Source organism: Streptomyces sp. B3I8, from assembly GCF_030816915.1.
Lineage (GTDB): Bacteria > Actinomycetota > Actinomycetes > Streptomycetales > Streptomycetaceae > Streptomyces.
In genome coordinates, this window is record NZ_JAUSYN010000002.1 from 4969085 (window position 1) to 4994018 (window position 24934).

At 71.9% G+C, this 24934-nt stretch carries 27 protein-coding genes and 1 pseudogene; 17 read left to right on the forward strand and 11 right to left on the reverse strand.

The window, feature by feature from the left end:
* Positions 1-40: 40 nt before the first annotated feature.
* The 4 genes from QFZ64_RS24330 to QFZ64_RS24345 all read left to right on the forward strand — a co-directional run bounded on the left by QFZ64_RS24330 (position 41) and on the right by QFZ64_RS24345 (position 5228).
* Positions 41-1039, forward strand: coding sequence for an ABC transporter permease (locus QFZ64_RS24330; RefSeq protein ID WP_307069104.1), 999 nt, complete (start codon positions 41-43; stop codon positions 1037-1039).
* On the forward strand, positions 1036-2139 hold the full coding sequence (locus QFZ64_RS24335) for an ABC transporter ATP-binding protein (RefSeq protein ID WP_307069106.1): 1104 nt from the start codon (positions 1036-1038) through the stop codon (positions 2137-2139). Before QFZ64_RS24330 ends, QFZ64_RS24335 begins: the two co-directional genes overlap by 4 nt.
* A 14-nt stretch (positions 2140-2153) precedes the next feature.
* Entirely contained in the window at positions 2154-3725 is a 1572-nt protein-coding gene (locus QFZ64_RS24340) for a dipeptide ABC transporter ATP-binding protein (RefSeq protein WP_307069108.1), read from the forward strand.
* Between the two features lie 108 nt (positions 3726-3833).
* The gene (locus tag QFZ64_RS24345) at positions 3834-5228 is read left to right on the forward strand and encodes a M1 family metallopeptidase (protein WP_307069110.1); all 1395 of its coding nucleotides are present in this window, start codon (positions 3834-3836) and stop codon (positions 5226-5228) included.
* A gap of 164 nt (positions 5229-5392) precedes the next feature.
* Here QFZ64_RS24345 and QFZ64_RS24350 read toward each other — a convergent pair whose 3' ends face one another.
* Positions 5393-6082 carry a siderophore-interacting protein gene (locus QFZ64_RS24350; RefSeq protein WP_307069113.1) on the reverse strand — a complete coding sequence of 230 codons (690 nt, stop codon included), beginning with the start codon at positions 6080-6082 and terminating at the stop codon, positions 5393-5395.
* Between the two features lie 216 nt (positions 6083-6298).
* Between QFZ64_RS24350 and QFZ64_RS24355 the strand changes: the two genes are divergently transcribed.
* The 5 genes and pseudogenes from QFZ64_RS24355 (at position 6299) to QFZ64_RS24375 (ending at position 10711) form a co-directional block, all read left to right on the forward strand.
* Positions 6299-7006, forward strand: a complete 708-nt coding sequence (locus tag QFZ64_RS24355; protein ID WP_307069115.1) for a trimeric intracellular cation channel family protein — start codon at positions 6299-6301, stop codon at positions 7004-7006.
* A 25-nt stretch (positions 7007-7031) separates the two neighbouring features.
* The gene (locus tag QFZ64_RS24360; RefSeq protein WP_307069117.1) at positions 7032-7922 is read left to right on the forward strand and encodes a thioesterase family protein; all 891 of its coding nucleotides are present in this window, start codon (positions 7032-7034) and stop codon (positions 7920-7922) included.
* A 374-nt stretch (positions 7923-8296) separates the two neighbouring features.
* Positions 8297-8947, forward strand: a pseudogene (locus QFZ64_RS24365) (MMPL family transporter); the annotation flags it as partial.
* Between the two features lie 103 nt (positions 8948-9050).
* The gene (locus QFZ64_RS24370; protein WP_307069119.1) at positions 9051-10004 is read left to right on the forward strand and encodes a cell wall metabolism sensor histidine kinase WalK; all 954 of its coding nucleotides are present in this window, start codon (positions 9051-9053) and stop codon (positions 10002-10004) included.
* Positions 10001-10711, forward strand: a complete 711-nt coding sequence (locus QFZ64_RS24375; protein ID WP_307071850.1) for a response regulator transcription factor — start codon at positions 10001-10003, stop codon at positions 10709-10711. Before QFZ64_RS24370 ends, QFZ64_RS24375 begins: the two co-directional genes overlap by 4 nt.
* A gap of 36 nt (positions 10712-10747) precedes the next feature.
* On the opposite strand, the gene QFZ64_RS24380 is transcribed toward QFZ64_RS24375, so the two are convergent.
* Positions 10748-11449, reverse strand: coding sequence for a TetR family transcriptional regulator (locus tag QFZ64_RS24380; RefSeq protein WP_307069121.1), 702 nt, complete (start codon positions 11447-11449; stop codon positions 10748-10750).
* 111 nt (positions 11450-11560) lie between these two features.
* Between QFZ64_RS24380 and QFZ64_RS24385 the strand changes: the two genes are divergently transcribed.
* From QFZ64_RS24385 to QFZ64_RS24395, 3 genes are all read left to right on the forward strand, one after another.
* The gene (locus QFZ64_RS24385; protein ID WP_307069123.1) at positions 11561-11728 is read left to right on the forward strand and encodes a hypothetical protein; all 168 of its coding nucleotides are present in this window, start codon (positions 11561-11563) and stop codon (positions 11726-11728) included.
* A gap of 47 nt (positions 11729-11775) precedes the next feature.
* Positions 11776-12042: a DUF4190 domain-containing protein gene (locus tag QFZ64_RS24390; protein WP_307069125.1), complete on the forward strand. Its 267-nt coding sequence runs from the start codon at positions 11776-11778 to the stop codon at positions 12040-12042.
* Between the two features lie 274 nt (positions 12043-12316).
* Complete coding sequence (locus QFZ64_RS24395; RefSeq protein WP_307069127.1) at positions 12317-13486, forward strand: cysteine desulfurase family protein; 1170 nt, start codon at positions 12317-12319, stop codon at positions 13484-13486.
* 38 nt (positions 13487-13524) lie between these two features.
* Here QFZ64_RS24395 and QFZ64_RS24400 read toward each other — a convergent pair whose 3' ends face one another.
* Positions 13525-14247 (reverse strand): N-acetylmuramoyl-L-alanine amidase, encoded by a 723-nt coding sequence (locus QFZ64_RS24400; protein ID WP_307069129.1) that lies wholly within the window; start codon positions 14245-14247, stop codon positions 13525-13527.
* A 60-nt stretch (positions 14248-14307) separates the two neighbouring features.
* Here QFZ64_RS24400 and mnmA point away from each other — a divergent pair, with 60 nt between their 5' ends.
* Positions 14308-15438, forward strand: a complete 1131-nt coding sequence (mnmA, locus tag QFZ64_RS24405) for a tRNA 2-thiouridine(34) synthase MnmA (RefSeq protein ID WP_307069130.1) — start codon at positions 14308-14310, stop codon at positions 15436-15438.
* 127 nt (positions 15439-15565) lie between these two features.
* On the opposite strand, the gene QFZ64_RS24410 is transcribed toward mnmA, so the two are convergent.
* Both QFZ64_RS24410 and QFZ64_RS24415 read right to left on the reverse strand, forming a co-directional pair.
* Positions 15566-15754, reverse strand: coding sequence for a DUF397 domain-containing protein (locus QFZ64_RS24410; protein WP_307069132.1), 189 nt, complete (start codon positions 15752-15754; stop codon positions 15566-15568).
* Between the two features lie 12 nt (positions 15755-15766).
* Positions 15767-16618 (reverse strand): helix-turn-helix transcriptional regulator, encoded by an 852-nt coding sequence (locus QFZ64_RS24415; RefSeq protein WP_307069134.1) that lies wholly within the window; start codon positions 16616-16618, stop codon positions 15767-15769.
* A gap of 305 nt (positions 16619-16923) precedes the next feature.
* Here QFZ64_RS24415 and QFZ64_RS24420 point away from each other — a divergent pair, with 305 nt between their 5' ends.
* Entirely contained in the window at positions 16924-17451 is a 528-nt protein-coding gene (locus tag QFZ64_RS24420) for an ATP-binding protein (protein WP_307069136.1), read from the forward strand.
* Positions 17452-17744: 293 nt separating this feature from the next.
* Here the strand turns inward: QFZ64_RS24420 and QFZ64_RS24425 are convergent, their stop codons facing one another.
* Positions 17745-19163 (reverse strand): hydrolase, encoded by a 1419-nt coding sequence (locus tag QFZ64_RS24425; RefSeq protein WP_307069138.1) that lies wholly within the window; start codon positions 19161-19163, stop codon positions 17745-17747.
* A 160-nt stretch (positions 19164-19323) separates the two neighbouring features.
* Complete coding sequence (locus QFZ64_RS24430) at positions 19324-20094, reverse strand: SAM-dependent methyltransferase (RefSeq protein ID WP_307069140.1); 771 nt, start codon at positions 20092-20094, stop codon at positions 19324-19326.
* Between QFZ64_RS24430 and QFZ64_RS24435 the strand changes: the two genes are divergently transcribed.
* Complete coding sequence (locus tag QFZ64_RS24435; protein ID WP_307069142.1) at positions 20093-20260, forward strand: hypothetical protein; 168 nt, start codon at positions 20093-20095, stop codon at positions 20258-20260. The genes QFZ64_RS24430 and QFZ64_RS24435 overlap by 2 nt on opposite strands.
* A gap of 18 nt (positions 20261-20278) precedes the next feature.
* Here QFZ64_RS24435 and QFZ64_RS24440 read toward each other — a convergent pair whose 3' ends face one another.
* The 4 genes from QFZ64_RS24440 to QFZ64_RS24455 form a co-directional block, all read right to left on the reverse strand.
* Positions 20279-20806 carry an SRPBCC family protein gene (locus QFZ64_RS24440; RefSeq protein WP_307069144.1) on the reverse strand — a complete coding sequence of 176 codons (528 nt, stop codon included), beginning with the start codon at positions 20804-20806 and terminating at the stop codon, positions 20279-20281.
* 100 nt (positions 20807-20906) lie between these two features.
* A complete protein-coding gene (locus QFZ64_RS24445; protein WP_373430656.1) occupies positions 20907-21869 on the reverse strand; it encodes a ketopantoate reductase family protein in 963 nt (320 codons plus the stop codon).
* 185 nt (positions 21870-22054) lie between these two features.
* Entirely contained in the window at positions 22055-22837 is a 783-nt protein-coding gene (locus tag QFZ64_RS24450; RefSeq protein WP_307069148.1) for an alpha/beta fold hydrolase, read from the reverse strand.
* 122 nt (positions 22838-22959) lie between these two features.
* Positions 22960-23298 (reverse strand): DUF427 domain-containing protein, encoded by a 339-nt coding sequence (locus QFZ64_RS24455; RefSeq protein ID WP_307069150.1) that lies wholly within the window; start codon positions 23296-23298, stop codon positions 22960-22962.
* A 93-nt stretch (positions 23299-23391) separates the two neighbouring features.
* Here QFZ64_RS24455 and QFZ64_RS24460 point away from each other — a divergent pair, with 93 nt between their 5' ends.
* The gene (locus QFZ64_RS24460; protein WP_307069152.1) at positions 23392-23931 is read left to right on the forward strand and encodes a TIGR00730 family Rossman fold protein; all 540 of its coding nucleotides are present in this window, start codon (positions 23392-23394) and stop codon (positions 23929-23931) included.
* Positions 23932-24370: 439 nt separating this feature from the next.
* Positions 24371-24910, forward strand: coding sequence for a hypothetical protein (locus tag QFZ64_RS24465; RefSeq protein ID WP_307069155.1), 540 nt, complete (start codon positions 24371-24373; stop codon positions 24908-24910).
* Positions 24911-24934: the final 24 nt, after the last annotated feature.

Below are 24934 nucleotides of genomic sequence, written 5' to 3' on the forward strand. Positions count from 1 at the left end.
AGACCTCCGGCGGCCCGCGGTCCGCGGCGGGCCGTAAGCTGTGCTCGCTTACCTCATCAGGCGGCTGATCGCCGCCGCAGTGATGCTGGTGGTCATCATCGTGGTGGTCTTCAGCATCTTCTTCCTCATCCCCAAGTGGGCCGGGGTCGACATCGCCACGAGCTTCGTGGGCAAGCAGGCGGACCCCGCCTCGGTCGAGGCCGTACGGGAGAAGCTCGGTCTGGCCGACCCGGTCTACTCCCAGGTCTGGGAGTTCTTCAAGGGAATCTTCGTCGGCCGCACCTACTCGGGCGGCGGCGACGTCACCCAGTGCGCCGCGCCCTGCTTCGGCTACTCGTTCCGCAGCGAGCAGGCCGTCTGGCCGGTGCTGACCGACCGCTTCCCGGTGACCCTGGCCCTGGCGCTCGGTGCCGCCGTGCTGTGGCTGATCTTCGGTGTCGCGGCGGGTGTGCTCTCCGCGCTCAAGCGGGGCAGCATCTGGGACCGCGGTGCGATGGTCGTCGCGCTGTCCGGCGTCTCCCTCCCGATCTACTTCACCGGCATGCTGGCCGCGGCGATCTTCGACTTCGGTCTGGGCTGGATCGACGCCCAGTACGTGCCCCTGGACCAGAGCTTCACCGGCTGGTTCAGCGGCATGCTCCTGCCCTGGATCACCCTCGCGTTCCTCTACGCGGCGATGTACGCCCGGATCACCCGCGCCACCATGCTGGAGATCCTCGGCGAGGACTACATCCGCACCGCCCGCGCCAAGGGTCTGCGCGAGCCCGTCGTCATCCGCAAGCACGCCATGCGCTCCACGATGACCCCCCTCCTCACCATGCTCGGCATGGACCTCGGCGCCCTCATCGGCGGCGCGATCCTCACCGAGACCACGTTCAGCCTGCCCGGCCTCGGGGCCAAGGTGCTCGACGCGATCAAGAACCAGGACCTGCCCTTCATCCTGGGCGTCACCCTGATCACCTCGCTCGCGGTGCTCGTCGCCAACCTCGTCGTGGACATCCTGTACGCCGTCATCGACCCCCGAGTGAGGCTGGCATGACCGACATCGCCAAGAGCGGAGCCGCGCTCGGCGAACCGCGGGCCGTCAAGGACTCGCCGGCGCCCAGCGCCTTCCTGGAAGTGCGCGACCTGAAGGTGCACTTCCCGACCGACGACGGCCTGGTCAAGTCCGTCGACGGGCTGAGTTTCCAGCTGGAGAAGGGCAAGACCCTCGGCATCGTGGGCGAGTCCGGCTCCGGCAAGTCGGTGACCTCGCTCGGCATCATGGGCCTGCACACCGCCGGCCAGTACGGCAAGCGCAAGGCCCAGATCTCCGGCGAGATATGGCTGGACGGCACCGAGCTGCTGTCCGCCGACCCCGACCACGTGCGCAAGCTGCGCGGCCGGCAGATGTCGATGATCTTCCAGGACCCGCTGTCCGCGCTGCACCCGTACTACACGATCGGGCAGCAGATCGTGGAGGCCTACCGGGTCCACCACGACGTCGACAAGAAGACCGCCAAGCGGCGCGCGGTGGAGATGCTCGACCGCGTCGGCATCCCGCAGCCCGACAAGCGCGTCGACAGCTACCCGCACGAGTTCTCCGGCGGTATGCGCCAGCGCGCGATGATCGCGATGTCGCTGGTCAACAACCCCGAGCTGCTCATCGCGGACGAGCCGACGACCGCCCTGGACGTCACCGTCCAGGCGCAGATCCTCGACCTCATCCGCGACCTGCAGACGGAGTTCGGCTCCGCGGTCATCATCATCACCCACGACCTGGGCGTCGTCGCCGAGCTGGCCGACGACCTGCTGGTGATGTACGGCGGCCGCTGCGTGGAGCGCGGCCCGGCCGAGAAGGTGTTCTACGAGCCCCGCCACCCCTACACCTGGGGTCTGCTCGGCTCGATGCCGCGGCTCGACCGCGACCAGCAGGAGCGCCTCATCCCGGTCAAGGGCTCCCCGCCCTCCCTGATCAACGTGCCGTCCGGCTGCGCCTTCAACCCGCGCTGCCCGTACGCGGACGTCCCCAAGGACGATCTGACCCGCACGGTCCGCCCCGAGCTGGCCGAGGTCGGCAGCCGGCACTGGGCCGCCTGCCACATGAGCACGGAGCAGCGGGAGCGCATCTGGACCGACGAGATCGCCCCGAAGCTGTGAGCGAGGACAAAGCTGTGACCACTCCCGCCAAGAGCGAAGGCGCGACCCTCACCAAGGACGCCGCCGGTGGCGAGACGCTGCTGAAGGTGACCGGGCTGCAGAAGCACTTCCCGATCCGCAAGGGCCTGCTCCAGCGGCAGACCGGCGCGGTCCGGGCGGTCGACGGACTCGACTTCGAGGTGCGCCGGGGCGAGACCCTGGGCGTCGTCGGCGAGTCCGGCTGCGGCAAGTCGACCATGGGCCGACTCATCACCCGGCTGCTCGAACCGACCGCCGGAAAGGTCGAGTTCGAGGGCAAGGACATCACGCACCTCGGCGTCGGCGGCATGCGCCCGCTCCGCCGCGACGTGCAGATGATCTTCCAGGACCCGTACTCGTCGCTGAACCCGCGCCACACCATCGGCACGATCGTCGGCGCTCCCTTCAAGCTCCAGGGCGTCTCGCCCGAGGGGGGCATCAAGAAGGAAGTACAGCGGCTGCTGTCGGTCGTGGGCCTCAGCCCCGAGCACTACAACCGCTACCCGCACGAGTTCTCCGGCGGTCAGCGGCAGCGCATCGGCATCGCCCGCGCCCTCGCGCTCAGCCCCAAGCTGGTCGTGGCGGACGAGCCGGTCTCCGCGCTGGACGTGTCGATCCAGGCCCAGGTCGTCAACCTGCTCGACGACCTCCAGCAGGAGCTGGGCCTGACGTACGTGATCATCGCGCACGACCTGTCCGTGGTCCGACACGTCTCCGACCGCATCGCCGTGATGTACCTCGGCAAGATGGTGGAGCTGGCCGACCGCGACCTGCTCTACAAGTCGCCGATGCACCCGTACACCAAGGCGCTGATGTCGGCGGTGCCGATCCCGGACCCGTCGCGCAAGTCGGCCAAGAGCGAGCGCATCCTGCTCCAGGGCGACGTGCCCTCGCCGATCGCCCCGCCGAGCGGCTGCCGGTTCCACACCCGGTGCTGGAAGGCGACGGAGATCTGCCGCACCACCGAGCCGCCGCTGCTCCAGCTCCGGCCGGGGCAGCAGGTGGCCTGCCACCACCCGGAGAACTTCGCCGACCAGGCCCCGCAGGACACCGTGCTGCTGCGGGACGCCAAGAAGGCCGCCGAGACGGTCGCCGACGAGGTGCTCGCGGAGTCCGCGGTCACGTCGGCGGCGGTGGCGGCCGAGGTGGCCGAGGGGACGGTGCCGGTGGCGAAGGACGCGACCGCCGTGTCCGAGGACGCGACCGCCGCGTCGGAGGACGTGACCCCCGTGTCCGAGGACGCGACCGCTGTGTCGGAGGACGCGACCGCCGTGTCCGAGGACGCGACCCCCGCGTCGGAGGACGTGACCCCGGCGTCGGAGGACGCGACCGCCGTGTCCGGGGACGCGACCGCCGCGTCGGAGGACCCGACCCCCGCGTCGGAGGACGCGTCCGGCGCGGCTGAGGGCGCGGCCGAGAAGCCGGGGCTCGCCAAGGACGTCACCGAGGTGACGGGCACCGAGGCCGCCGCCGGGGAGGCAGCCGACGAGTCCGGCGCCGAGTCCGCCGGGACCGGGACCGCCGACGGCGAGGCCGGCACCGACGGTCAGGAGTCAACCCCGAAGTAACGCATGACGAGTTGGTAAAGTCATGTACATGCCTGAACGGGAGAGCGCAGAGTCGACCCCGCACGCCCGATCGACGATCGATCGGCCCACGCGCGAAAGGGACGACACATGGCACTCTCCCGTTCGGCACGTCTACTGACCCTCGCCACCGCCGCGGCCTCCTTCCTCGTCATCGCCGCCGGCTCGCACCCCGCCCCCGGTGCCCCCGGTATCGGCGACAGCTACTTCCCCGAGCTCGGCAACGGCGGCTTCGACGCCCGCCACTACGCGCTCGACGTGGCCTACGACCCGGACACCGACCGCCTCGACGGGCGGACCACTCTCACGGCGAAGGCCACTCAGAACCTGTCTTCCTTCGACCTCGACCTGCAGAAGCTCGAGGTCACGCGCGTCGATGTCGACGGCAGACGGGCGCGGTTCACCCGGGACGGCGACGAGATCCGCATCACTCCGCGCTCGCCCCTGTCCAAGGGCCGCACCTTCACCGTCTCCGTCACCTACGGCGGCGTGCCCGAGCCGCTCGGCGGGCCCATCGTCTTCGGCTCCTCCTACGGGTGGATGAAAACCGACGACGGCGTCTTCGTGGCCTGCGAGCCCAACGCCGCCTCCACCTGGTTCCCCTCCAGCGACCACCCCTCCGACAAGGCCACCTACGACATCTCCATCAAGGCCCCGCGCGGCCTGACCGGCGTCTCCAACGGGCGGCTGATCTCGACGCGCGACCGTGGCGACTCGACGTACACCCACTGGCGCGAGAGCCGCCCCATGGCCTCCTACCTGGCCACGGCCACCATCGGGAAGTTCGACGTGCGCACGGGGCGCACCCCGGCCGGCACGCCGATCTACGTCGCCGTCGACCCGGTGCTGAAGAACAGCAACAACGTCGACGTGTACGCCGTCACCGCCGAGGCCACCGACTACTGGTCCCAGGTGTTCGGCCCGTACCCCTTCGAGGAGACGGGTGCGATCGTCGACGACATGCCGCAGGCCGGCTTCTCCCTCGAGGTGCAGTCCAAGCCCGCCTACTCCGCCGTGCGCAACGAGTCGACCATCGTGCACGAGCTGGCCCACCAGTGGTTCGGCGACTCCGTCTCCGTCAAGCACTGGAAGGACATCTGGCTCAACGAGGGCTTCGCCACCTACGCCCAGTGGCTGTGGGCCGAGCACAAGGGCACCCGCTCGGCGCACGACGCCTTCCTCGCCGACTACGCCTCTCGCCCGGCGGACAGCGGCTTCTGGCAGGTGAAGGTCGCCGACCCGCAGCGCGACACCATGTTCGCCTCCGCTGTCTACGACCGGGGTGCGATGACCCTCCAGGCGCTGCGCGAGCGCATAGGCGACGACGCCTTCTTCGAGCTGCTGCCCGCCTGGACCCGGGCGCACCGCTACGGCAACGCGCAGACCGCCGACTTCGTCCGCCTCGCCGAGAAGATCTCCGGGCAACGGCTCGGCGACCTCTTCGACACCTGGCTGTACACCACGGGCAGGCCCGAGCTTCTCTGAGGCCCGGCACGCGGCCGAGTGCCACTCGACCGGATCGACGAGCGGCACTGTGCCCTCTGACCCGGTACGACGAACCCGCCGTCCGCCGCGAAGTGACCATGCCGGTCGCAGCCATCGACGAGTGGCTGCGGCCGGCCCGGTTGCGGCAGGTCCCGCGTGCCGCCCTACTCCAGCCCGCGCTTGCCCGGTGCCCAGAACGGCTTGGTGAGGACCGCCCGTCGGTCCCAGCCGGCCTCCCGCACGAGCACCTGCCGCACGTGCTGCACGGTCCGCGCCTCCCCGGCGACGTACGCCATCCCGCCCGGCTCGGGGGCGAGGCGTCGCACCGCGTCCGGGAGCGAAGTGCCGCCCCTGGTGACCCAGTCGAGGCGGTCCGCGTACGGCAGGGCGAGCCGGTCGGCAGCCGTCTCCGTCTCGACGCAGCCGGATATGCGTGCCCCGTCGGGCAGTGCGCCCAGCATCGCGCCGAAGGCGACCGACGCCGTCTCCTCCCCGACGAACACATGGTGCGTGGCGTCGGGCCGCAGCACGAACGTCCCTTCCGGCTTGCGTATCCGGACCCGGTCGCCGACCGCGGCCGCGCTTGCCCACCGTGCCCCGGGTCCGGCCCCGGCGTGATCCAGTACGCGCAACTCGACGGCCCCCTCCGGGTCGTAGCGCCAGATCGAGTACGTGCGCAGAGTCAGCCCGTCGCCGACCATGACCCGCACCTGCTGTCCGGGGCGGACGGTCAGCCCGGACAGGGCCTCGCCCTCGATGCGCAGCCGACGGAAACGGGCGGTGACAGGTTCGGTCTCGGTGACGGTGCCCTGAAGCGTCAGCAGGTCCAGCAGGGGGGAGAGCAGGGTGGCCACGGGACTCCTCGGAAAGTCGTCGATGCGGTGGGGCGCCGAAAGCGGTCGCCCCTCCGAACGCGATACTATCGCGTTCTCCGGAGACGCGATAGTGCTTGTTCCGTCCCGAGGTGCGTCCCAGGTGACGCCCGGCCTTGATGCCCACACTGCAAGACGCTTCCGGTGGTATTCCTTGCTTTGGAAGGCGTGCGGGGAGAAGTGGGTAAGAATGGAAGGGTGCTTACGCAACTCTTCAGCCCCTCCGTCCAGCACACCCTCGATCTCGTCGGCATCTTCGTGTTCGCGATCTCCGGCGCGCTGCTGGCCGTGCGCAAGAACTTCGACGTCTTCGGCATCGCCGTGCTCGCCGAGGTCACCGCGCTCGGCGGCGGTCTCTTCCGTGACCTGATCATCGGGGCGGTGCCGCCGGCCGCCTTCACCGACAAGGGGTACTTCGTCACCCCGCTCTTCGCCGCGCTGCTGGTGTTCTTCCTCCATCCCCAGGTGGAGCGGATCCAGGGCGCGGTCAACGTGTTCGACGCGGCGGGTCTCGGCCTGTTCTGTGTCGCCGGCACGACGAAGGCGTACGGGCACGGGCTGAACCTCACCGCCTCGGCCGCCCTGGGCCTGGCCACCGCCGTCGGCGGGGGAGTGCTGCGCGACGTCCTCGCCAACGAGGTGCCCTCGCTGCTGCGCTGGGACCGCGACCTGTACGCGGTGCCCGCGATCGTCGGCGCCTGCATGGTCGCCGTGTTCCTGCACTACGACGTGCTCACCGCCTTCACCACGGCGTTCGCGGTGACCACCGCCTTCGTGCTGCGACTGGCGGCGCTGCGCTTCCACTGGCGGGCCCCGCGGGCGTGGAACCGGCGCTCGACCGTGCGGGAGGTGCCGGACGATGCCGTGGCGGGCGGCGCATCGGAGCAAGAGAAAGCTACCGCTTAGTATAGATCCGTTGTACGGTGCTCCCATGGCAGACGCACCCACCGCACCGGCCGTCGCCCCCGGCACCCGGGCCACGACCGGTGACAGCGAGTTCGACCGGGACACCGCGGTCACCCGACGCGACGCCGGCGCCCCCGGGGTCTACGACATCGACCTCTCCGCCGGCTGGACGATCATGGGCGCCCTCAACGGCGGCTATCTCCTCGCGGTCCTCGGCCGCGCCCTCGCCGACGCCCTGCCGCACGCCGACCCGTTCAGCGTCTCCGCGCACTACCTCACCGCGTCCCGGCCCGGCCCCGCCGTGATCCGCACGGACGTCGTGCGCACCGGCCGCACCCTCTCCACCGGCCAGGCCTCCCTCTTCCAGTACGACGACGAGGGGCGGGAGGTCGAGCGCCTCCGCGTCCTCGCCTCCTACGGCGACCTGGCCTCCCTCCCCGACGACGTCCGCACCTCCGCCGAACCGCCGGCGATACCGCCGATCGACCAGTGCCCCGGCTCCGAGGACTCGCCCACTCCCGTGCTCGGCGGCTCGTCGTTCGCCGACCGCATGACGCTCCGGCTGGACCCCGCGACGACGGGCTGGGCGCTGGGCGCCCCGTCCGGCAGGGGCGAGATGCGGGGCTGGTTCCAACTGGCCGACGGCCGCGACGCCGACCCGTTCGCGCTGCTCCTCGCGGTCGACGCGCTTCCCCCGACCGCCTTCGAGCTGGGCCTGTCCGGCTGGGTGCCCACCGTCGAACTCACCGCCCACGTCCGCGCCCGCCCGGCCCCGGGCCCGCTGCGGGTGTCGATCACCACGCGCAACCTGGCCGGCGGCTTCCTGGAGGAGGACGCCGAGATCTGGGACGCCGCCGACCGCCTGGTCGCCCAGTCCCGCCAACTGGCCAGGGTCCGGCTGACCGAGCGGGTCTGAGAGGCCGTACGGCCCGACCGCCACCATCGTCCCTCTCTCCCCTTCCCCCTCCCTCTCCCTCCCGCCTCCCTGCCCTCCCCGCCGCGAAGCTGACGGCGCGGAGGGCGGACCGTCAAGAAACCCTCAGGTTCGCCGTGGGCAGGCCGTCAAGTCCCCTCGGAAGTATCGGAGGCGTCAGACACGACGGATGAGGGAGAGACATGGCTGCGCTTCTGTATCGCCTGGGTGCCCTGGGCGCCCGACGATGGCGAACGATGCTGGTCGGGTGGCTCGTGGCCCTGGGCGCGCTGATCGGTCTGGGTTTCTCGGCCGCCGGTGACTTCCAGGACAGCGGTTCCATCCCCGGGTCACCGGCCCAGACGGCACTGACCAAGATGGACCGGCACTGGCCCTCGCCGGACGTCCAGTCCGCCCGGATCGTGTTCCGGGCACCGGCCGGACACAAGCTGACCGAGCCCGGCCTGAAGAAGGCGCTGGCGGCCGGCCTCGCGGGAATGCGGGACGTCGACGGAGTGACGGACGTCGGCGACCCGGCCGAGGACGGCACCCTCTCCAAGGACGCGCGCACCGCGGTCGCGGAGGTCGGCTTCACCACCAAGGCCGACGAAGACGTCCCCGCGGGCACCTTGAACGCCGTCAAGGCCGCCGGGGAACCGGCCGAGCAGGCAGGCCTGAAGACCATCTACGGCGGTGACGCCTACGCGGAGTCGACCGCCCCCATCGGACCCACCGAGCTCATCGGCATGGGCGTGGCCCTGGTCATCCTCATGATCACGTTCGGTTCGCTGTTCGCCGCGGGACTGCCGCTGCTGACCGCCGCCCTCGGTGTCGTCGGCACGATGGCCGCCATGATGGGCGCGGCCTCGTTCCTCGGTGTGAGCGACAACGCGCCCACCCTGGCGATGATGCTGGGGCTCGCCGTCGGCATCGACTACGCCCTGTTCATCGTCTCCCGGCACCGGGCCCAGCTCGCCCAGGGCATGCCCGTGGTGGAGTCCGTCGCCCGCGCCAACGCGACCGCGGGCAGCGCCGTGGTCTTCGCCGGCGCGACGGTCGTCATCGCCCTGGCCGGACTGTCGGTCGCCGGGGCCCACCGGCCGGGTCCGTCTCCTCCGGCCGGCCGCGCTCGTGCTGTCCATCGACACCTCGATCGACGACAGCTCGACCGCCGCCCTCATCAAACGCCAACTTGCCCTGGTCGGCGGCGCGTTGATCGTCCTGCTGGCCCTTGCCGCCCTCGTCCTGCGGCTCGGCATGCGGCCCCTGGTCAGGATGGCCCGCACCGCCGACGCCATCGCCGAGGGCCACCTCAGCGAACGGCTGCCCACCCGGCGCGACGGCAGCGAGACCGACCTGCTCGCCGAGGCCGTCAACCGCGCCTTCGACGCCCAGGCCCGCGCCGAGGCGACCGTGCGCTCCATGGCCGCCGACACCTCGCACGAACTGCGCACCCCGCTCGCCACCATCTCCGGCTGGCTCGACCTGCACCGGCAGGGCGGGATCTCCGGACCCGGCCTGGAGACCGCGTTCGAGCACATCGAGAACGAGGTGGGGCGGATGCGCCTGCTCGTCGAGGATCTCGCCCTGCTCGCCCGGCTGGACGCCGGCCGGCCCGTCGAACAGGATCCCGTGGATCTCACCGCGCTGGCCGCCGGCGTCGTCGAGGACGCCCAGATCATCTACCCCGAGCGCCGCGTCACCATGGCGCCCGCGCCGCCGGCCCACGTCGTCGGCGACGCCGGCCGGCTGCAGCAGGTGGTGCGCAACCTCGTCGGCAACGCCGTGCAGCACACCCCCGCCCGCACCAGCGTCCTGGTGGAGATCACCCTCGTCGGGAAGGACGTGCGACTGCGCGTCGTCGACGACGGTCCCGGCATCCCCGCCCAGGACCTGCCCCGGGTCTTCGAACGCTTCTGGCGGGCCGAGGCCAGCCGCAGTCGGGCGTACGGCGGTTCGGGCCTCGGCCTGGCCATCGTCGAAGCCATCGTGCACGCCCACCACGGTCACGTGAACGTCGAGTCGGAGGTGGGCATCGGGACCACCGTCACCATCCGGCTGCCGCGGGGGGAGGGACGGCCGTGACCACCGCGGCCGTCGTCGGGGGTCCCGCGCTGGTGCGGGAGGCCGTGGCGCGGGTCGTCGAGGGGAGCCGTCTCGTCGACACGGTGGCACGGGCCGCCGACGAGACCCGCTTCGGTGAGCTGCTCGGCGCGGGTGTCCGGCCGGACGTCGTCCTGCTCACGCGCACGGTCCGGGACCGGGGCCGGGACGGGGACCCGAGCGGCGGCGTCATCCGGTTCGCGGAGTCGGTCGCCACCGCCTCCGCGCTCGCCCGGACGATCGTCCTCGGCGTCGCGGACGCCCCGGAGGCCGACACCTGTCTGCGCGCGGGCGCCACCGGTGTCCTCGCCGCCGACATCACCGCCGTCCAGCTCGTCGCGGCCCTGGAGACGGTGCTGCGCGGGGGTCTGGTCGTCGTACTGGGCACCGCCCCCGTCGTCGCGGTGCCCGAGCGGCGGCGGACGGCCGGCGCGGAGGTGGTCGGGACGCTGTCCCTGAGGGAGCGCCAGGTCCTCACCCTGCTGGCGAGCGGCCAGGAGGCGCCCGCCATCGCGGCCGCGTTGCGGATCAGCCCGCTCACCGTGAAGACCCACATCGCCCATCTGCTGTCCAAGCTCGGGGTCAGCCGACGGGGCCACGCGATCGCCTTCGCCTACGAACACGGCCTCGTGGTGCCGGGTACGCCCCTGAAGGACACGCTGCTGAGCCGGTTCCCCGAGGCGTCCTGAGGACGCCGCGTCGGTTCCGGCGCGCGGGCGGGGCCGTCAGCCGTCCAGCCAGTGCCGGCGGCCGATGCTGATGAGCCGCATCTGCCGGGTCGCCACGCGGGCCACGTGCTCGCGGGCGCGGGCGCGGACGGCAGGGGCCGGACCGTCCGTGGTCCCGGCCTCTGCCCCTGCCGTCGCCTCCGCCTCCTGAACCTCCTCCGCCTCCTGGGCCTCCAGGAACAGGGAGGCCGTCATCAGCATCTGGTCGACGTACAGCTCGGCGAGCATCAGCAGGTCGTCGTCGCTCCAGCCCTCGGACTCCGGGTGCCCGGCGAGTTCGGCGCGCACCTCCTCGGCGAACCCTGCCAGTTCCCGCCGTATCGCCTCGCGCACCGGCGCCACCCCGCCGTGCCGCTCGCGGGCGACGAACCGCACGTGCGCGGGATGCGCCTCCACGTGTCGTGAGATCAACTCGACGGCGCGGGTGATGCGTTCCTCGCTGTCCCCGGGTACGGACACCGTCGCGCCGATCATCGGGTGCAGGGAGCCGAGCGCCTCCTCGACGAGTGCGACGCCGAGGTCGGCGGTCGAGCGGAAGTGCCGGTAGAAGGCGGTCGGGGCGACCCCCACCGCCCGGGTGACCTCCCGCAGCCCCAGGCTGCTCAGACTCTGCTCCTCCAGCAGCACGAGCGCCGCGTCCAGGAGCGCCCGGCGGGTCTTCTGCTTCTGTGCCTGGCGGATGCCGGAGGTGTGACTCATGCCATGCAGTTAACAACTGTTCTCCGGGCTTGCAAAGTCATGAGGCCCACTAGACTGGTTAGTCAGTGAACAACTGTCACTGCAAGGCTTCTCCGAAGGGGGTCCCGTCCCATGCTGCTTCTCGTCGCCGCCCTCCTGCTCCTGGGCACCGTGCTCGGCACCGTGGCCCACGTACCGCTCCCCGTCACCCTCCTCGCCGCGGGCGCCATCGCGCTCTGGCTGGCGATCTTCGCGGCCCGCGAACGGTACGGGCGCGGCCGCCACACCTCGGCGCACTGACATCCGCCCGCCCACCGTCCCTTCGAACTCCGGGAGCTGACCGCACCATGCACCTCACCGCCACCTCGACCCGGCCCACCGGCAAGCGGGACACCGACGGCATGGCCGTGGCGTCCTTCGTCCTCGGTCTGCTCGGCCTGCTGGTGCTCAACGTCTTCCTCGGCCCCATCGCCATCGTCCTGGCCTCGCTCTCCCTCTGGCGCGGCACCAGGCGCCCCGGCCGCGCCGCCCTGGGCCTCACCCTCGGCATGGCCGACCTCGTCGTCCTGGCCGCCCTCATGCAGGCCGACAACACCGTCTCCTGGAACTTCTGAGACCCCCGAGGGGCACTGGGGGAATATCCGCACTCATGCCCTCGGCCGGCCTTGGAGGGCGGGGCGGAAACTCGCACTGATGGCCCCCGGCCGCCCCGGCCGACCGAAAAGGGGCGCGGGGAACTGCGCGACCAGCCACATCCCACCCGCACCCGCCAACGCACCGCTCCACCCTCCCCCTCCGGCGCACCCAGCCGCTCCTCGCACGCACAACCAGGCCCCCGCACCGCCCCTGCCAAGGCGAGCGCGGCGCCCCCGTAGAATTCGCCTCACCATGGCATACCTCGACCACGCCGCGACCACTCCGATGCTCCCCGAGGCGGCGGCCGCGCTGACCGACCGGCTCGGCGTCACCGGCAACGCGTCCTCACTCCACGCATCCGGGCGCAGGGCCCGCCGCACGGTCGAGGAGTCCCGCGAGTCCCTCGCCGAGGCACTCGGCGCCCGGCCCAGCGAGATCGTGTTCACCTCCGGCGGCACCGAGGCCGACAACCTCGCCGTCAAGGGCCTGTACTGGTCCCGTCGCGCCGCCGACCCCCGCCGCACCCGCGTCCTCGCCAGCCCCGTCGAGCACCACGCCGTCCTGGACGCCGTCCACTGGCTCGGCGAGCACGAGGGCGCCACCGTCGAGTACCTCCCCGTGGACACGTACGGCAGGGTCCACCCCGAGGCGCTGCGCGAGGCCCTCGCCCGCGACCCCGAAGGCGTGGCCCTGGTCACGGTCATGTGGGCCAACAACGAGATCGGTACGCTCTTCCCGGTGCCCGAACTGGCCGCCGTCGCCCGGGAGTTCGATGTGCCGCTGCACGCGGACGCGGTCCAGGCGTTCGGGCAGGTCCCGGTCGACTTCGCCACGTCCGGGCTCGCCGCGATGACCGTCTCCGGTCACAAGATCGGCGGGCCCTACGGCATCGGCGCGCTGGTCCTCGGCAGGGACCAGGACCCCGTGCCCGTGCTGCACGGCGGCGGCCAGGAGCGGCATGTGCGCTCCGGCACGCTCGACGTGCCGGTGATCGCCTCCTTCGCGGTCGCGGGCCGGCTCGCCGCAGAGCGGCGCGAGCGGTTCGCCCGGGAGGTCGGTGCCCTGCGCGACGAACTCGTCGACGCGGTCCGCCGGGCCGTCCCCGACGCGATCCTCGGCGGCGACCCCTCCCCGGGGGGCCGGCTGCCCGCCAACGCGCACTTCACCTTCCCCGGCTGCGAGGGCGACTCCCTGCTGCTCCTGCTGGACGCCCAGGGCATCGAGTGCTCCACCGGCTCCGCGTGCACGGCGGGCGTCGCCCAGCCCAGCCACGTCCTCCTGGCCACCGGCGCCGACCCGGACCTCGCCCGCGGCACGCTCCGCTTCTCCCTCGGCCACACCTCCACCCGGGCCGACGTGCGGGCGGTCGCCGAGGCGATCGGCCCGGCGGTCGAACGCGCCCGCACCGCGGGCCTGACATAGCCGACCCGGCCGACGCGGACGTCACGTACACCGCGGGCTCACGCCACGGCCGTGCGCGCCCTCCGCACCAGCTTCATGTACCGCTCCCAGTCCCAGTACCGCCCGGGATCGGTGTGGTCCGTCCCCGGGACCTGCACGTGGCCGATGATGTGCGTGCGGTCGACGGGTATCGCGTACCGCGCGCAGATCGCGGCCGTCAGCCGTGCCGAGGACGCGTACATGGCGTCCGTGAACGAGGACGCCTTCTCCACGAAGCCCTCGTGCTCTATGCCGACGCTGCGCTCGTTGTACTGCCGGTTGCCCGCGTGGAACGCCACGTCCAGCTCGCGGATCATCTGCGCGACGTGGCCGTCCTTGCGTACGACGTAGTGGGCCGCCGCCTGGTGCGAGGGATCCTGGAAGACCTTGACCGCGCTGCGGTAACTGCCCTGCGTGACATGGATGATCACGCGGTCTATGCGGTAGTCGTCGGGCCGGTCCGCCCGCCGCAGATTGGCGGCGGAGGCGGCTATCCACTGGGCGCCCCGGTAGTCGACCGCGCCCTCGTCGCGCGGCCGCTCCACGCCCGGCAGCCGCCACCACAGGTGCGACAGCTCCTGGCGGGCCAGGATCACCGTGCCCAGCGCGGCCGCAGCGCCGCCGACGAGCAGCGCCCGCCGACCGGGACGCCGGTCGCCGTCGCCCACGCCTTCCACGGGTGCCCGGGCGCGCTCCGTGCCCCCCGCACTCCCCGCCGTCTCCTCCGCGAGTTCTTCCCCCATGTACTGGTAAACGGATACTCGCGTGTTCCGGTTCCCACGCCCCCGTACCCTGGAGGGGTTATGACTGACGACATCCCGCAGCACCCCCGCCGCCTTCGCGTCCTCGCCGCCATGTCCGGAGGGGTCGACTCCGCCGTCGCCGCCGCCCGCGCCGCGGAAGCGGGCCACGACGTCACCGGCGTCCACCTCGCGCTCTCCGCGAACCCGCAGTCGTTCCGTACGGGGGCGCGGGGCTGTTGCACCATCGAGGACTCGCGGGACGCCCGCCGCGCCGCGGACGTCATCGGCATCCCGTTCTACGTCTGGGACCTCGCCGAGCGCTTCCGCGAGGACGTGGTCGAGGACTTCGTCGCCGAGTACGAGGCCGGCCGCACCCCCAACCCCTGCCTGCGCTGCAACGAGAAGATCAAGTTCGCCGCGCTGCTCGACAAGGCGCTCGCGCTCGGCTTCGACGCGGTCTGCACCGGCCACTACGCCAAGGTGATCCTCCGTGAGGACGGCACCCGCGAGCTGCACCGCGCCTCCGACATGGCCAAGGACCAGTCGTACGTCCTCGGCGTGCTGGACGAGAGGCAGCTCGCGCACGCGATGTTCCCGCTCGGCGACACGATGACGACGAAGGACGAGATCCGCGCGGAGGCCGAGCGCCGGGGCCTGGCCGTTGCCAAGAAGCCCGACTCGCACGACATCTGCTTCATCGCCGACGGCGACACCCAGGGCTTCCTCGCGAACCGGCTGGGCCGCGCGGAGGGCGACATCGTCGACGAGTCCGGCGCCAAGGTCGGCACCCACGAGGGCGCCTTCGGCTTCACCATCGGCCAGCGCAAGGGCCTGCGCATCGGCACCCCGGCCGACGACGGCAAGCCGCGCTACGTCCTGGACATCTCCCCGGTGACCAACACGGTCACGGTCGGCCCGGCCGCCGCCCTCGACGTCGACGCGCTCACCGCGATCAAGCCCCGCTGGTGCGGCACGGCCCCCTCCGGCCCCGGCACCTACACCGCCCAACTCCGCGCCCACGGCGACGAGACGGAGGTGACGGCCGAGGTGGTGGACGGCTCCCTGGAGGTCTCCTTCACCACCCCCGTCCGAGGCATCGCCCCCGGCCAGGCCATCGTCCTGTACGACGGGACGAGGGTGGTCGGCTCGGCCACGATCGCGTCGACGCGGAGGGCGACGGCGGCGGTCTGATCCCCGTCCGCCGGCCGAGCGTACTTCCAGTGAGCGGGCAAGCAGACCGACGAAGCTGAGGACCGTTCAGCGGGCGGTCGTCGAGGACATGCTCGTCGCTCGGGTTCGAAGCGACTGAGCGGAGCAGTCAACTGCTGAGCCCCGCCTTGACGCTCCGCACCAGCGAACCCAGCGCCGCCCGGTCCGTGGTCAGTACGCGGGCCGGGCTTTCGCTCTCCCGGAGGGCTATGCCGTCGAGGCTCGGCGCGGCTATCTCGACGCAGTTGTTGCCGCCCTCTTCGGAGAACGACGACTTGATCCAGCGCAACTCGGGCAAGGGACGCACCTCTTACAGGTCGCGGATGACGGCACGGATCGCGTCCTGGGACGCTCGTGCTCCCAACGCTATCTTTTCGATGAGATCCAGACGCTTGCGGAAGTTCTCCAGTTGCGTCGGGGAGTCCAGGAAGACGGCGCCGCTGGGGGAGTCCATGTGTGCCGTGTCCAGGTGAGGGTCTGCCGCCTCTGCGTACATGAGGGACTCACCGGCCATGGGAAACCCGCCCGCAGCGAACGGGATGATGAGAATGGTGACGTTGTCGCGGTCGCTCGCCTCAAGGAGGTGTTTCAGCTGAGCACGGGCGACCTTGGGGCCTCCGACCTGGATGCGTAGTGCCGCTTCGTGGATGATCCCGACGTACGGCACACGGCTGTCACCTGTGACCACGCGCTGGCGCCCGAGGCGGTGGGCAACGCGTAGTTCAACTTCCAGTCGCGGCAGAGCGGGCACGAGAAGGTCGAAGAGAGCGCGAGCGTGCTCCTCGGTCTGGAACAGGCCGGGCAGGTGCGCGGTCTGCAAAGTGCGTAGCCGGACTGCGTAGTGCTCGATCTCAGAGACATCGAGGAAGCCCGGCGGAATCTTGCCCCTGTACTCCTCCCACCAGCCTGTCGTGCGTCCGCCGGTCATGGTCGCCAGTGCATCGATCAGTGCCGGGTTGTTGCACTCGTAGATGCTTGCGAGGCGGCGGAGCCTCTCCTCGCTGATGCCGAATCGGCCGGCCTCGACATTGGCGATCACCGTGCGGTCCGTAGAGAGCATGTCGGCTGCCTGAGGGGCCGTCATGCCCGCTGCCTGCCGCATCCTGCGCAACTCGGCTCCGAAGCGACGCTGTCGGACTGACGGGGTGTGCCTTGGTGCCATAAGTGATCTCCCTCTTCGCCCGCGCACAGTGTGCCGATCCCGGCTGCCCGGATCCACCTGAAAACCGAAGTTAATCAGTTCTAGTGAAGCAGGTAGCACCGTTATGTGAGGACCTCGTATGGTGAGGCGCAAGCCACCTCCCCGCCCCAGCGGAAGCGCACCGGAACCCCGCCGCCCACCCGGGACGCGGTGAACGTACCGGCAGGACACCGCGTCGGCGGACAGGCGGAGGGCACGGCCCGCACGCGTGGACGTACAGCCGCGTGCTCCCCGGCGACAACGACCCGCACCAACGGAGGTGCCGCGTGACCCGACCCCCCGCCGTCCTCACCGCTCAGGCCGACGACGAGCCGGACCCCGTTCCCCACCCCGGTCCGCTCCCCTTCGCCGCACCCTGGAGTTACGAACTCCACTACCCCTGCGACCCCCGCGCCCCCGGCATCGCCCGCCTCACCCTGCGCGCCGTGCTCGCCGCCCACGGTCTCGCCGAACTGGCCGACCGGGCGGAGCTGTTGACGTCCGAGCTCACCACCAACTCGGTACGGCACACCAGGGGACCCGCCTCCGTCCGGCTGCACTGGCTTGACCCCGTGCTGCGGGTCAGCGTGTGGGACATGAGCCCCGACCTGCCGCCGCTCGGCCCGCGCTCCGCCGTCCCCCCGGACGCCTTCACCGGGAGGGGGCTGCTGATCCTCGACGTACTCGCGGACCGCTGGGGCGGCTGCGGCACCGGCGGGGGGCCGTACGGGCCCGCCGGCAAGACCGTCTGGTTCGAGCTGGCCCTTCCGCCGGGCCCGCCCGCCGGCGGGCCGGCATCCGCCCTCGTCGTCTGACCCGCGACGGTCGCCCGTCCGTCCGTGCCCCATCGAGTCGGCTCCACCCGCAACCCGCAGGAGTGGTTGGTGATGTCGGCAGCAGACAACGCGGCGGCGGCCTGTGGCGTGGCGCCGCGGCATCGGCGCCGCACTCGTCGCAGGGCGGAGCCCGTCCTCCTGCGAGAGGGCCTGTAGGAGCCCGACGCGGTGCGGGAACACGCCCGTGGAGGCGACCACCCGCCGGTTCACGGAGCACCTGGTGTGAAGACCGGCCCGCCCGCGCCCGATGCGCGGGCGGGCGCGCGTCGGGTTCAGACGGTGAGTCGGAACGCCTGGATCCACTCGTTGTTGTCGTGGGTTCCGGCGTAGGTGAACGACAGTCCGGCGTCAGGTGCGTCGCACTCCAGGCCGAGCCAGTCGCCGTCGTGGATGTAGGTGGTCTGGCAGACGTTGCCGGCGCCCTTGTCGACGCTGACGGCGAACCCCAGCATGTGCGGGGCGTCCTTCTTGGTGCTGCCCACGTAGGTGTCGATGCCGTCCTCGGCGGTGGACCAGGGGTCGAAGTAGTTGCCCTCGCCGTTGGTGGAGGCGGGATCGTAGACGTAGGCGCGGGTGTTGACGCCCTTGGCGTCGGCAACGGCGATGTTGACGGACGTGATCGTTCCCTCGCCCGGGGTGCCGGCCGTCTGGCCGTCGCACACGGCGTCCGTCCAGCCGTCGCCCGCCACGAACGCCCGGTAACAGATGTGCCGCCCGCCCGGATCCTGCGCGGCGAGTTTCTGGACGGCTGTCGCCGCGGTCGTCTCCGGAGGCTTGGCCTTCTTGTTCCCGCCGCCTCCGCCGCCTCCGCCGCCCTTCGCGTCGGCAGAGGCCGGACCCGCGGGGGCGGAGGCCGTCGCGTCGGGGCTCTTGGGCGCTTCGAGGGACGGCGGGGCGGAAGGCGCGAGCGTGCTGGCGCCGGCCCCCTGCATCTTCTCGGTGGCCGCGGTGCGGACCTGCGGCTTGTAGGCGATCCACAGCATCACGAAGGTGATCGCCAGGGCCATGAAGAGGCCGAGGCAGGTGGCCAGCCAGCGCGGCAGGAACCCCCGCTGGACATACGTGCCCTCCACCTTCAGCGGCGTCACACCGGACCGCTGCACGGACAGCGCGTACGGCCGGTCCTCCTTCGCGCCGAACCAGATGATCCGCCGCGGCTTCAGCACCGCGTTCACGAACGCCGCGCGGCCCGGCTCGATCTGCACGTTGGCCGGACGGATCTCGTACGACAACTGGTCGCCGTTGTCGCTGCCGCTCACCGAGGCCGTCAGCCTCGTGTTGCCCAGGTTGTCCACGGCCAGCTTCGGGCGTCCGCGCAGGCGGCCCTTCACCGTCACCGGCACCAGTTCCGCCCGCACCTCCGTGAACGGGGTGACCGTGACGTTGCCCTCCGGGACGGTCGTCGCCTCCGGGTGCTCGGTCGGTGTGACGCGGACCCCGTACGGATGGGGGCCCGCCGTCGCGTCCGGGGTGCGCGGCGGGGCGATCGTCAGGTCCACCGACCCCGTCGTCCCCGGGTACAGGCGCACCGTCCGCGGCTCCACCACGGTCCATGGCGCGAGGGATCCGACCGCTTCGAAGTGGTACTCGTCCACCACGTCACCGGTGTTGCGCAGACGCAGCCGTACGGTCGTCACGCCACCCGGGTCCACGGTGGCGGAGGCGGGTTCCAGGGAGGTCCAAAGGCTCACCCCCTGGACGCTAAACGTGACTCCCGTACCACGTCAGGAAGCTCAGGGGCACGAGGTGTGCCCGAAGAGGCGGGACGCGTTGCCCCGGCCCCGGCCCCTGGCCCTCACTGTCCGGCCCCCGGCCCCCGTGCCGGGCCCGAAGCCCCCGGCCGTCCGCCGCTCAGGACGTGCGGCCGACTCCGCACCACATCGGGAGCGGGCCCGTGGGCGTGGCGGTGCCGGCGTCCGGGTGCCACCGGGGGAGCTCGACGACCCCGGGCTCCAGCAGGTCGGTGCCGCGGAAGAAGCGGGTGACCTCGTCGTGCGTGCGCGGGGTGGCGCCCGCGTGCGCGTCGGCCCGCTCGTTGTAGACCCGCATCGACTTCGCGACCTGCTCGGCGGCGATGTCCGAGGCCGGGTGGGAGACGACGAGGTGGCTGCCGGCGGGCAGCGCGTCGAGGAGGGCCGCGGTGATCGCGTACGGGTCGTCGGCGTCCGGGACGTACTGGAGCACGGCGACGAGCATGAGCCCGACCGGCTGCGAGAAGTCCAGCGTCGCGCGGGCCCGTTCCAGGATGCGGTCCACCTCGCGCAGGTCGGCCTGGATGTAGTCCGTCGCCCCGTCGCGGCTGCTGACCAGGAGCGCCTCGGCGTGGGCCAGGACGACCGGGTCGTTGTCCACGTAGACGACACGGGCCCCGGGATCGGCCCGCTGCGCCACCTCGTGCGTGTTGTCGGCCGCGGGTATGCCGGTGCCGATGTCGAGGAACTGCCGGACCCCCGCCCCCTCCACCAGCTCGCGCACGGCACGCCCCAGGAAGGCCCGGTTGGCGCGGACCGCCTCGATGATGTGCGGGTTGGCGGCGGCGGCCAGTTCGGCCGCCTCCTGGTCGGCGGGGTAGTTGTCCTTGCCGCCCAGCCAGGCGTTGTACACCCGGGCGGGGTGGGCCATGGAGGAGTTGATCGGCACCCTCGCGCTCGTCGGCCGTTCGCTCACAGCGCTGTACTCCCTCGTCATCGGCACCCTCGCAATCCGTACACCCTGGCCCAGGGGCAAGGACACCGGCAACATACCGGTCGGTGCGGCCAGTTGGGCACGGGGTGCGGGACGGCGGTGACGGTGGCGACGGCGGCGGTCAGGCCTCCGCCGCCCGCCTGATCCCCTCCAGCGTGGCCTCCATGCCCCTGGCCAGTTCTCCCAGGCGGTACGCGACGATCGCCTCCTCCTGGTCGGGGGCGCGCCCGATGTACGCGCTCAGGCCCGAGGGAGCGGGGCCGAGGGTGACCGACTGGCGCAGCGCCGTGCCGCCGTCGGGCGCGGGGGTCAGGGCGAAGGACCACGTGGCCATGGGGGCCGTGGCGTCCTTCGCGGGGTCGCTGTAGACGCCCTCGGTGTCCAGGACGCGCCAGGTGAGCGTGCGGCGCGGGACGCACTCCGTGATCTCCGACGTCGTACACCACTCGCCGATGACGGGATGACGGTTGTGCCCGAGGTAACGGACGCCCGGGGCCGGTCCGCCGGCGCCGTCCCGCCACTCCACCCGTACCAGCTCCGGGCTCCACCCCGTCATCGCCTCGACGTCCGTCACGATCTCCCACACCCGTGCCGGATCCGCGTCGATGTGCACCTCGCGCCGGGTTCCCGGCCGGTCGGCGTACCGCATGCTGTCCCTCCCCTGGCGGAACGCGGTCGTGCGCCGCGCCCGCGAGGGGATCCTGGGCAGCCGCCGGGCAGTCAACTCCTCGCGTCAGGTGTTCGGTTGCTCACAGCGCTTTCACCTCGGCCACCAGGCGTGCGGCCGTCGGCACCGCGATCCCGTGCCGCTCGGCCGCGCGGAGCACGGCCCCGCCGATCGCCTCCAGCTCCAGCGGGCGGCCCGCCTCCGCGTCGCGCTGCATCGACGACCTCATGTCGGCCGGGCACGCGTCGAACATCGCCACGCTGCGGGCCGCGTCGAGCGGGGCGCCCTCCGCCCGGCCGACGGCGGTGGTCTCGTCGATCAGGGCGAGCAGTTCCTCCCGGTGCTCGGTGCGCACCGGACCGGCGCCTGTGCCGTACCGCGTGGTGAGCAGGGCGAACGGGGCGAGGAAGGCCAGCTTCGCCCAGAGGATCGCGGTCTCCGACTCCGCGACGCGGGCGCGGAGTCCGGCGGCTTCGAGTACGCCGGCCACCTCGGCGAGCGGCCGTGCGGTGCGGCCCGCGAGGTCGATGTCGGCGAACGGGCTGCCGTGCTCGATCACACCGGGCGCGACCCGCGTGGACTCGACGCGGATGACACCGGCCGCCACCCGGCCGTCGCCGTAGCGGCCGCGCAGCGTTTCGGTGTGCTCGACGCCGTTGAGCAGGGGAAGGACCAGCGCGTCCGGGCCCAGTACGTCCGGCGGGAGCCGGGTGAGGGCCTCGTCGAGGCTGGTGTGCTTGACGGCCACCACGCACAGGTCGACCGGTTCGCGCAGCTCGGTGTCGGCCTCCACCTCGGCGGTGAAGTCCCCGAACCGCTCGCTGCGCACCCGGATCCCGTTCTCGCGCAGGGTCTTCGCGGTCGTCTCGCCGGCCAGACAGATCACCCGGTGTCCGGCCCGGGACAGCAACGCGGCGAGCAGCCCGCCGACGCCGCCGGGGCCGAGTACGGCCACGCTCCACGGGTGGTGGGCGTCGGCAGGGTTCTCAGTGCGGTCCGATACCGATTCCGATGTCGATTCTGATTCCGGTGCGGTGCTGGGCATGCGGCGGCTGTCCTTCCGGTCGTGGGCCGGCCCGGTGGCCGGAACTGTCTTCCCGGTGGACGGCAACACGAGGCGGTCCCACCGCATTTCCGGCCACCGCCCGGAACCGTCCACCACCGCCCGGAGCCGTCCGGCCCTGTCCGGTTCGGCCGGCCATGGCCCGGCACGCCGCGGGTCAGGTGATGTCAGGCCCCGAGGAAGTCCACGAGCACCGGCGCGAGGGCGTCCGGGTCGACCATGTGGTTCTGGTCCTCCAGACAGCGGTACGCGCCGTCGGGCACCGCGTCCGCCACCGCCTCGGCCGCCTCGCGCATCCAGGCGGGGCTCGCGCCGCCGGCCACGGCGAGCACCGGCACCCCGACCGACGCGAGCCGCTCTCGGGGGACCGACCCGCCGCCCATCACCGCGTCGTCGTACGCCAGGGTCGGCGCGACCGCCTCCATGCCGGCCCACATGGGGGAGGAACGGGCGCTCGCGATCATCTCCGGGGCGAGACCGGTGAGGGAGAGGAACAGCTCCACCGCGTCACCGTGCGCCCCGCGCCGCAGCGCCTCCGTCAGCCGCTCGGTGTACCGCAGGCGGGCGCCCGCCTGCTCCTCCGACAGCGTGAACGGAGGCTCGTACACGGCGACCCGGGTCACTCCCGGCAGCCCGCTCGCCGCGGCCTCCAGGGCGAGCGCGCCGCCCGACGAGACGCCGTACAGGGCGGCGCCCCCGCCCACCTCCCCGATCAGCGCCCCGAGATCCTCCACCTCGCGGGCGACCGCGTACGGCTGGGTGTCCCCGCTGCCGCCGCGGCCCCGCCGGTCGTAGACGATCACCTCGCAGTGGTCCGCCAGCCGTGCGGCCAGCGGTGCCGTCGTCGCGCCCGTCGACATCGCCCCGCTCACCAGCACGACAGCCGGGCCCCGTCCGGAGCGTGCGTACGCGAGGGACGTGCCGTCGCGCGAGATGACCGTCCTGTCCATGCCTGCCCCGTCCGCCCTGTCTGCCGTCCCTGTGTCTGCCATGTCTGTGGAGACTGCCACCGGGCGTGGCGATCCCCGCGTACGACACGGCGGGGCGAGGACGCCGGGAGGCGCGGAGCCGGTCAGGTGGCCGTCGTACCGACCACCTCCACCTCGTAGAAGCACAGGTGGTCCTTGATCGCGGCCACATCCGGCTTGGGGTCCGGGTATGCCCAGACCAGATCGGCGGCGTCCGGCAGCGACCAGTACGAGGCCGTGCCCTTGAACGGGCAGACCGTGTGCGTCGCGGACGGCGTCAGCAGGTCCAGCCGGACGTCCTCGGGGGGCAGGTAGAACCGCGGGGGACAACCGGTCTCCCGCAGGACGAGCGGGCGGTCGCTCTCGGCCAGCACCTGGCCGTCGTGCACCACGCGCACGCGCTCGTCGCTCTGTTCGACAGTGATGACGTGTCCTTTGCTCATGCCGGTTCAGCACCCGCGCGCGCCGTGTTCTTCCCGCGCGTGCCCAGGTTTTTCCCGCCCGGCGGCGGGTTCCTCGCGCGTACCGTGGTCGCCATGCGAATCTGCGTCTTCCTCTCCGCCGCCGACCTCGACGACCGCTACACCCGCCCCGCCCGCGAGTTCGCGGAACTGCTCGGCAAGGGCGGCCACACCCTGGTGTGGGGCGGCTCGGACGCCGGCCTGATGAAGGTCGTGGCCGACGGCGTCCAGGAGGCGGGCGGACGGCTGTGCGGGGTCTCCGTCGACTTCCTCTCGCACAAGGTGCGGCCCGGCGTCGACGACATGGTGATCGCCAAGGACCTCGCCGAGCGCAAACGGCTGCTGCTGGAGAAGGGCGACGCCGTCGTCATCATGGTGGGCGGCACGGGCACGCTCGACGAGGCCACCGAGATCCTGGAACAGAAGAAGCACGGCCACACCGACAAGCCGGTCGTCCTGCTCAACACGGCCGGCTTCTACGACGGCCTCAAGCAGCAGTTCCACCGCATGGAGGCCGAGGGCTTCCTGCCCCGCCCCCTGGCCGAGCTGGTCTTCTTCGCGGAGGAGCCGGTGGGGGCACTGGCGTACCTGGAGGAGAGCGCGGGGGTGAAGTGAGGGGTGGCGGGGGCTGCGGCCCCCGGCCCTGCGGGGCTGCGCCCCGGCGTCTGCGGGGGTGCGGCCCCGGGGCGCGGTGATCAGCCAATCGTCGAGGGGCGGACCCGGGGACTCCACATCGTCCGCCCCTTCTCTCCGCTCAGTCTTCGCAAGTGTTTTCGCCCTCCAGTCGGCTCGGTCCGGTTGGTCGGGCCGCTGCGGCGGGGGGCGTTTTTCGGCCGTCCGGGCCGGTGCGTTCCATGATCGCCCTCTTCCTGAAGCGTTCACGTCATGTCTACAGTGGCTCCGCCGACTCGATCTCGAACAAAGGTTCGAGATCGGTGGGCATTCGGCGCCTGATGTCCGGCTTCGGCGTTTGACGTCCGGCTTCGCCGTTCGATGTCCGGCCTTCGCGTTCGCCGCTCGACGTACGACATTCGACGAGAGGACCCCACTTCCCATGCCGAAGTTCAAGGCAGGCATCCGCGCCGCTGCCGTAGCCGCCGCGCTGGCCGCGGTCGCCGTCACGGCACCGCAGGCAGTGGCCGCGCAGGGCCCCGCCCCGGCGGTAGCGGCGAAGGCCGGCGCCCAGGCCGTCTCCGCCAAGGCCGACGCCACCACCCGGGCCATCGCCAAGAGCGACCCGCAGGCCGTCGCGGCGGCCACGGTGTGCGGCTCCGGCTACACGCTGCTCAAGGCCGTCCCGCTGCCCCTCGGCACCGACCCGAACCTGCGGCTGGGCACCCTCTTCGCCTACGGGAACGGCGGCAAGGGGTGCGCCATCCTCGACAACAACGTGGGCAAGTCGCAGTACATGTACCTGCGCGTGTGCAAGGTCGACGGCACGGGCTGCGACACCGACACCGGCAACTTCAGCGAGTACGCGGGCCCCGTGAACGTCTCCAGCTTCGCCTGCGCACCCATCACCGCCAAGATGGGCAACACCTCCGGCAGCCTCTACATCGACTACAAGTCCGACACCGTGTTCCCCTGCGACTGAGCCGTCCCCCGCCCGTACCCCTTT

Bases quoted from the DNA above. Each gene is read 5' to 3' on its own strand.
- QFZ64_RS24440 (WP_307069144.1), bottom strand. From the start codon at position 20,806: ATGCGGTACGCCGACCGGCCGGGAACCCGGCGCGAGGTGCACATCGAC.
- QFZ64_RS24460 (WP_307069152.1), top strand. From the start codon at position 23,392: ATGCGAATCTGCGTCTTCCTCTCCGCCGCCGACCTCGACGACCGCTAC.
- QFZ64_RS24360 (WP_307069117.1), top strand. From the start codon at position 7,032: ATGGCAGACGCACCCACCGCACCGGCCGTCGCCCCCGGCACCCGGGCC.
- QFZ64_RS24400 (WP_307069129.1), bottom strand. From the start codon at position 14,247: ATGGGGGAAGAACTCGCGGAGGAGACGGCGGGGAGTGCGGGGGGCACG.
- QFZ64_RS24415 (WP_307069134.1), bottom strand. From the start codon at position 16,618: ATGGCACCAAGGCACACCCCGTCAGTCCGACAGCGTCGCTTCGGAGCC.
- QFZ64_RS24385 (WP_307069123.1), top strand. From the start codon at position 11,561: ATGCTGCTTCTCGTCGCCGCCCTCCTGCTCCTGGGCACCGTGCTCGGC.
- QFZ64_RS24465 (WP_307069155.1), top strand. From the start codon at position 24,371: ATGCCGAAGTTCAAGGCAGGCATCCGCGCCGCTGCCGTAGCCGCCGCG.
- QFZ64_RS24395 (WP_307069127.1), top strand. From the start codon at position 12,317: ATGGCATACCTCGACCACGCCGCGACCACTCCGATGCTCCCCGAGGCG.
- QFZ64_RS24345 (WP_307069110.1), top strand. From the start codon at position 3,834: ATGGCACTCTCCCGTTCGGCACGTCTACTGACCCTCGCCACCGCCGCG.
- mnmA (WP_307069130.1), top strand. From the start codon at position 14,308: ATGACTGACGACATCCCGCAGCACCCCCGCCGCCTTCGCGTCCTCGCC.
- QFZ64_RS24390 (WP_307069125.1), top strand. From the start codon at position 11,776: ATGCACCTCACCGCCACCTCGACCCGGCCCACCGGCAAGCGGGACACC.
- QFZ64_RS24450 (WP_307069148.1), bottom strand. From the start codon at position 22,837: ATGGACAGGACGGTCATCTCGCGCGACGGCACGTCCCTCGCGTACGCA.
- QFZ64_RS24445 (WP_373430656.1), bottom strand. From the start codon at position 21,869: ATGCCCAGCACCGCACCGGAATCAGAATCGACATCGGAATCGGTATCG.
- QFZ64_RS24335 (WP_307069106.1), top strand. From the start codon at position 1,036: ATGACCGACATCGCCAAGAGCGGAGCCGCGCTCGGCGAACCGCGGGCC.
- QFZ64_RS24455 (WP_307069150.1), bottom strand. From the start codon at position 23,298: ATGAGCAAAGGACACGTCATCACTGTCGAACAGAGCGACGAGCGCGTG.
- QFZ64_RS24435 (WP_307069142.1), top strand. From the start codon at position 20,093: ATGGAGGAGTTGATCGGCACCCTCGCGCTCGTCGGCCGTTCGCTCACA.
- QFZ64_RS24430 (WP_307069140.1), bottom strand. From the start codon at position 20,094: ATGGCCCACCCCGCCCGGGTGTACAACGCCTGGCTGGGCGGCAAGGAC.
- QFZ64_RS24380 (WP_307069121.1), bottom strand. From the start codon at position 11,449: ATGAGTCACACCTCCGGCATCCGCCAGGCACAGAAGCAGAAGACCCGC.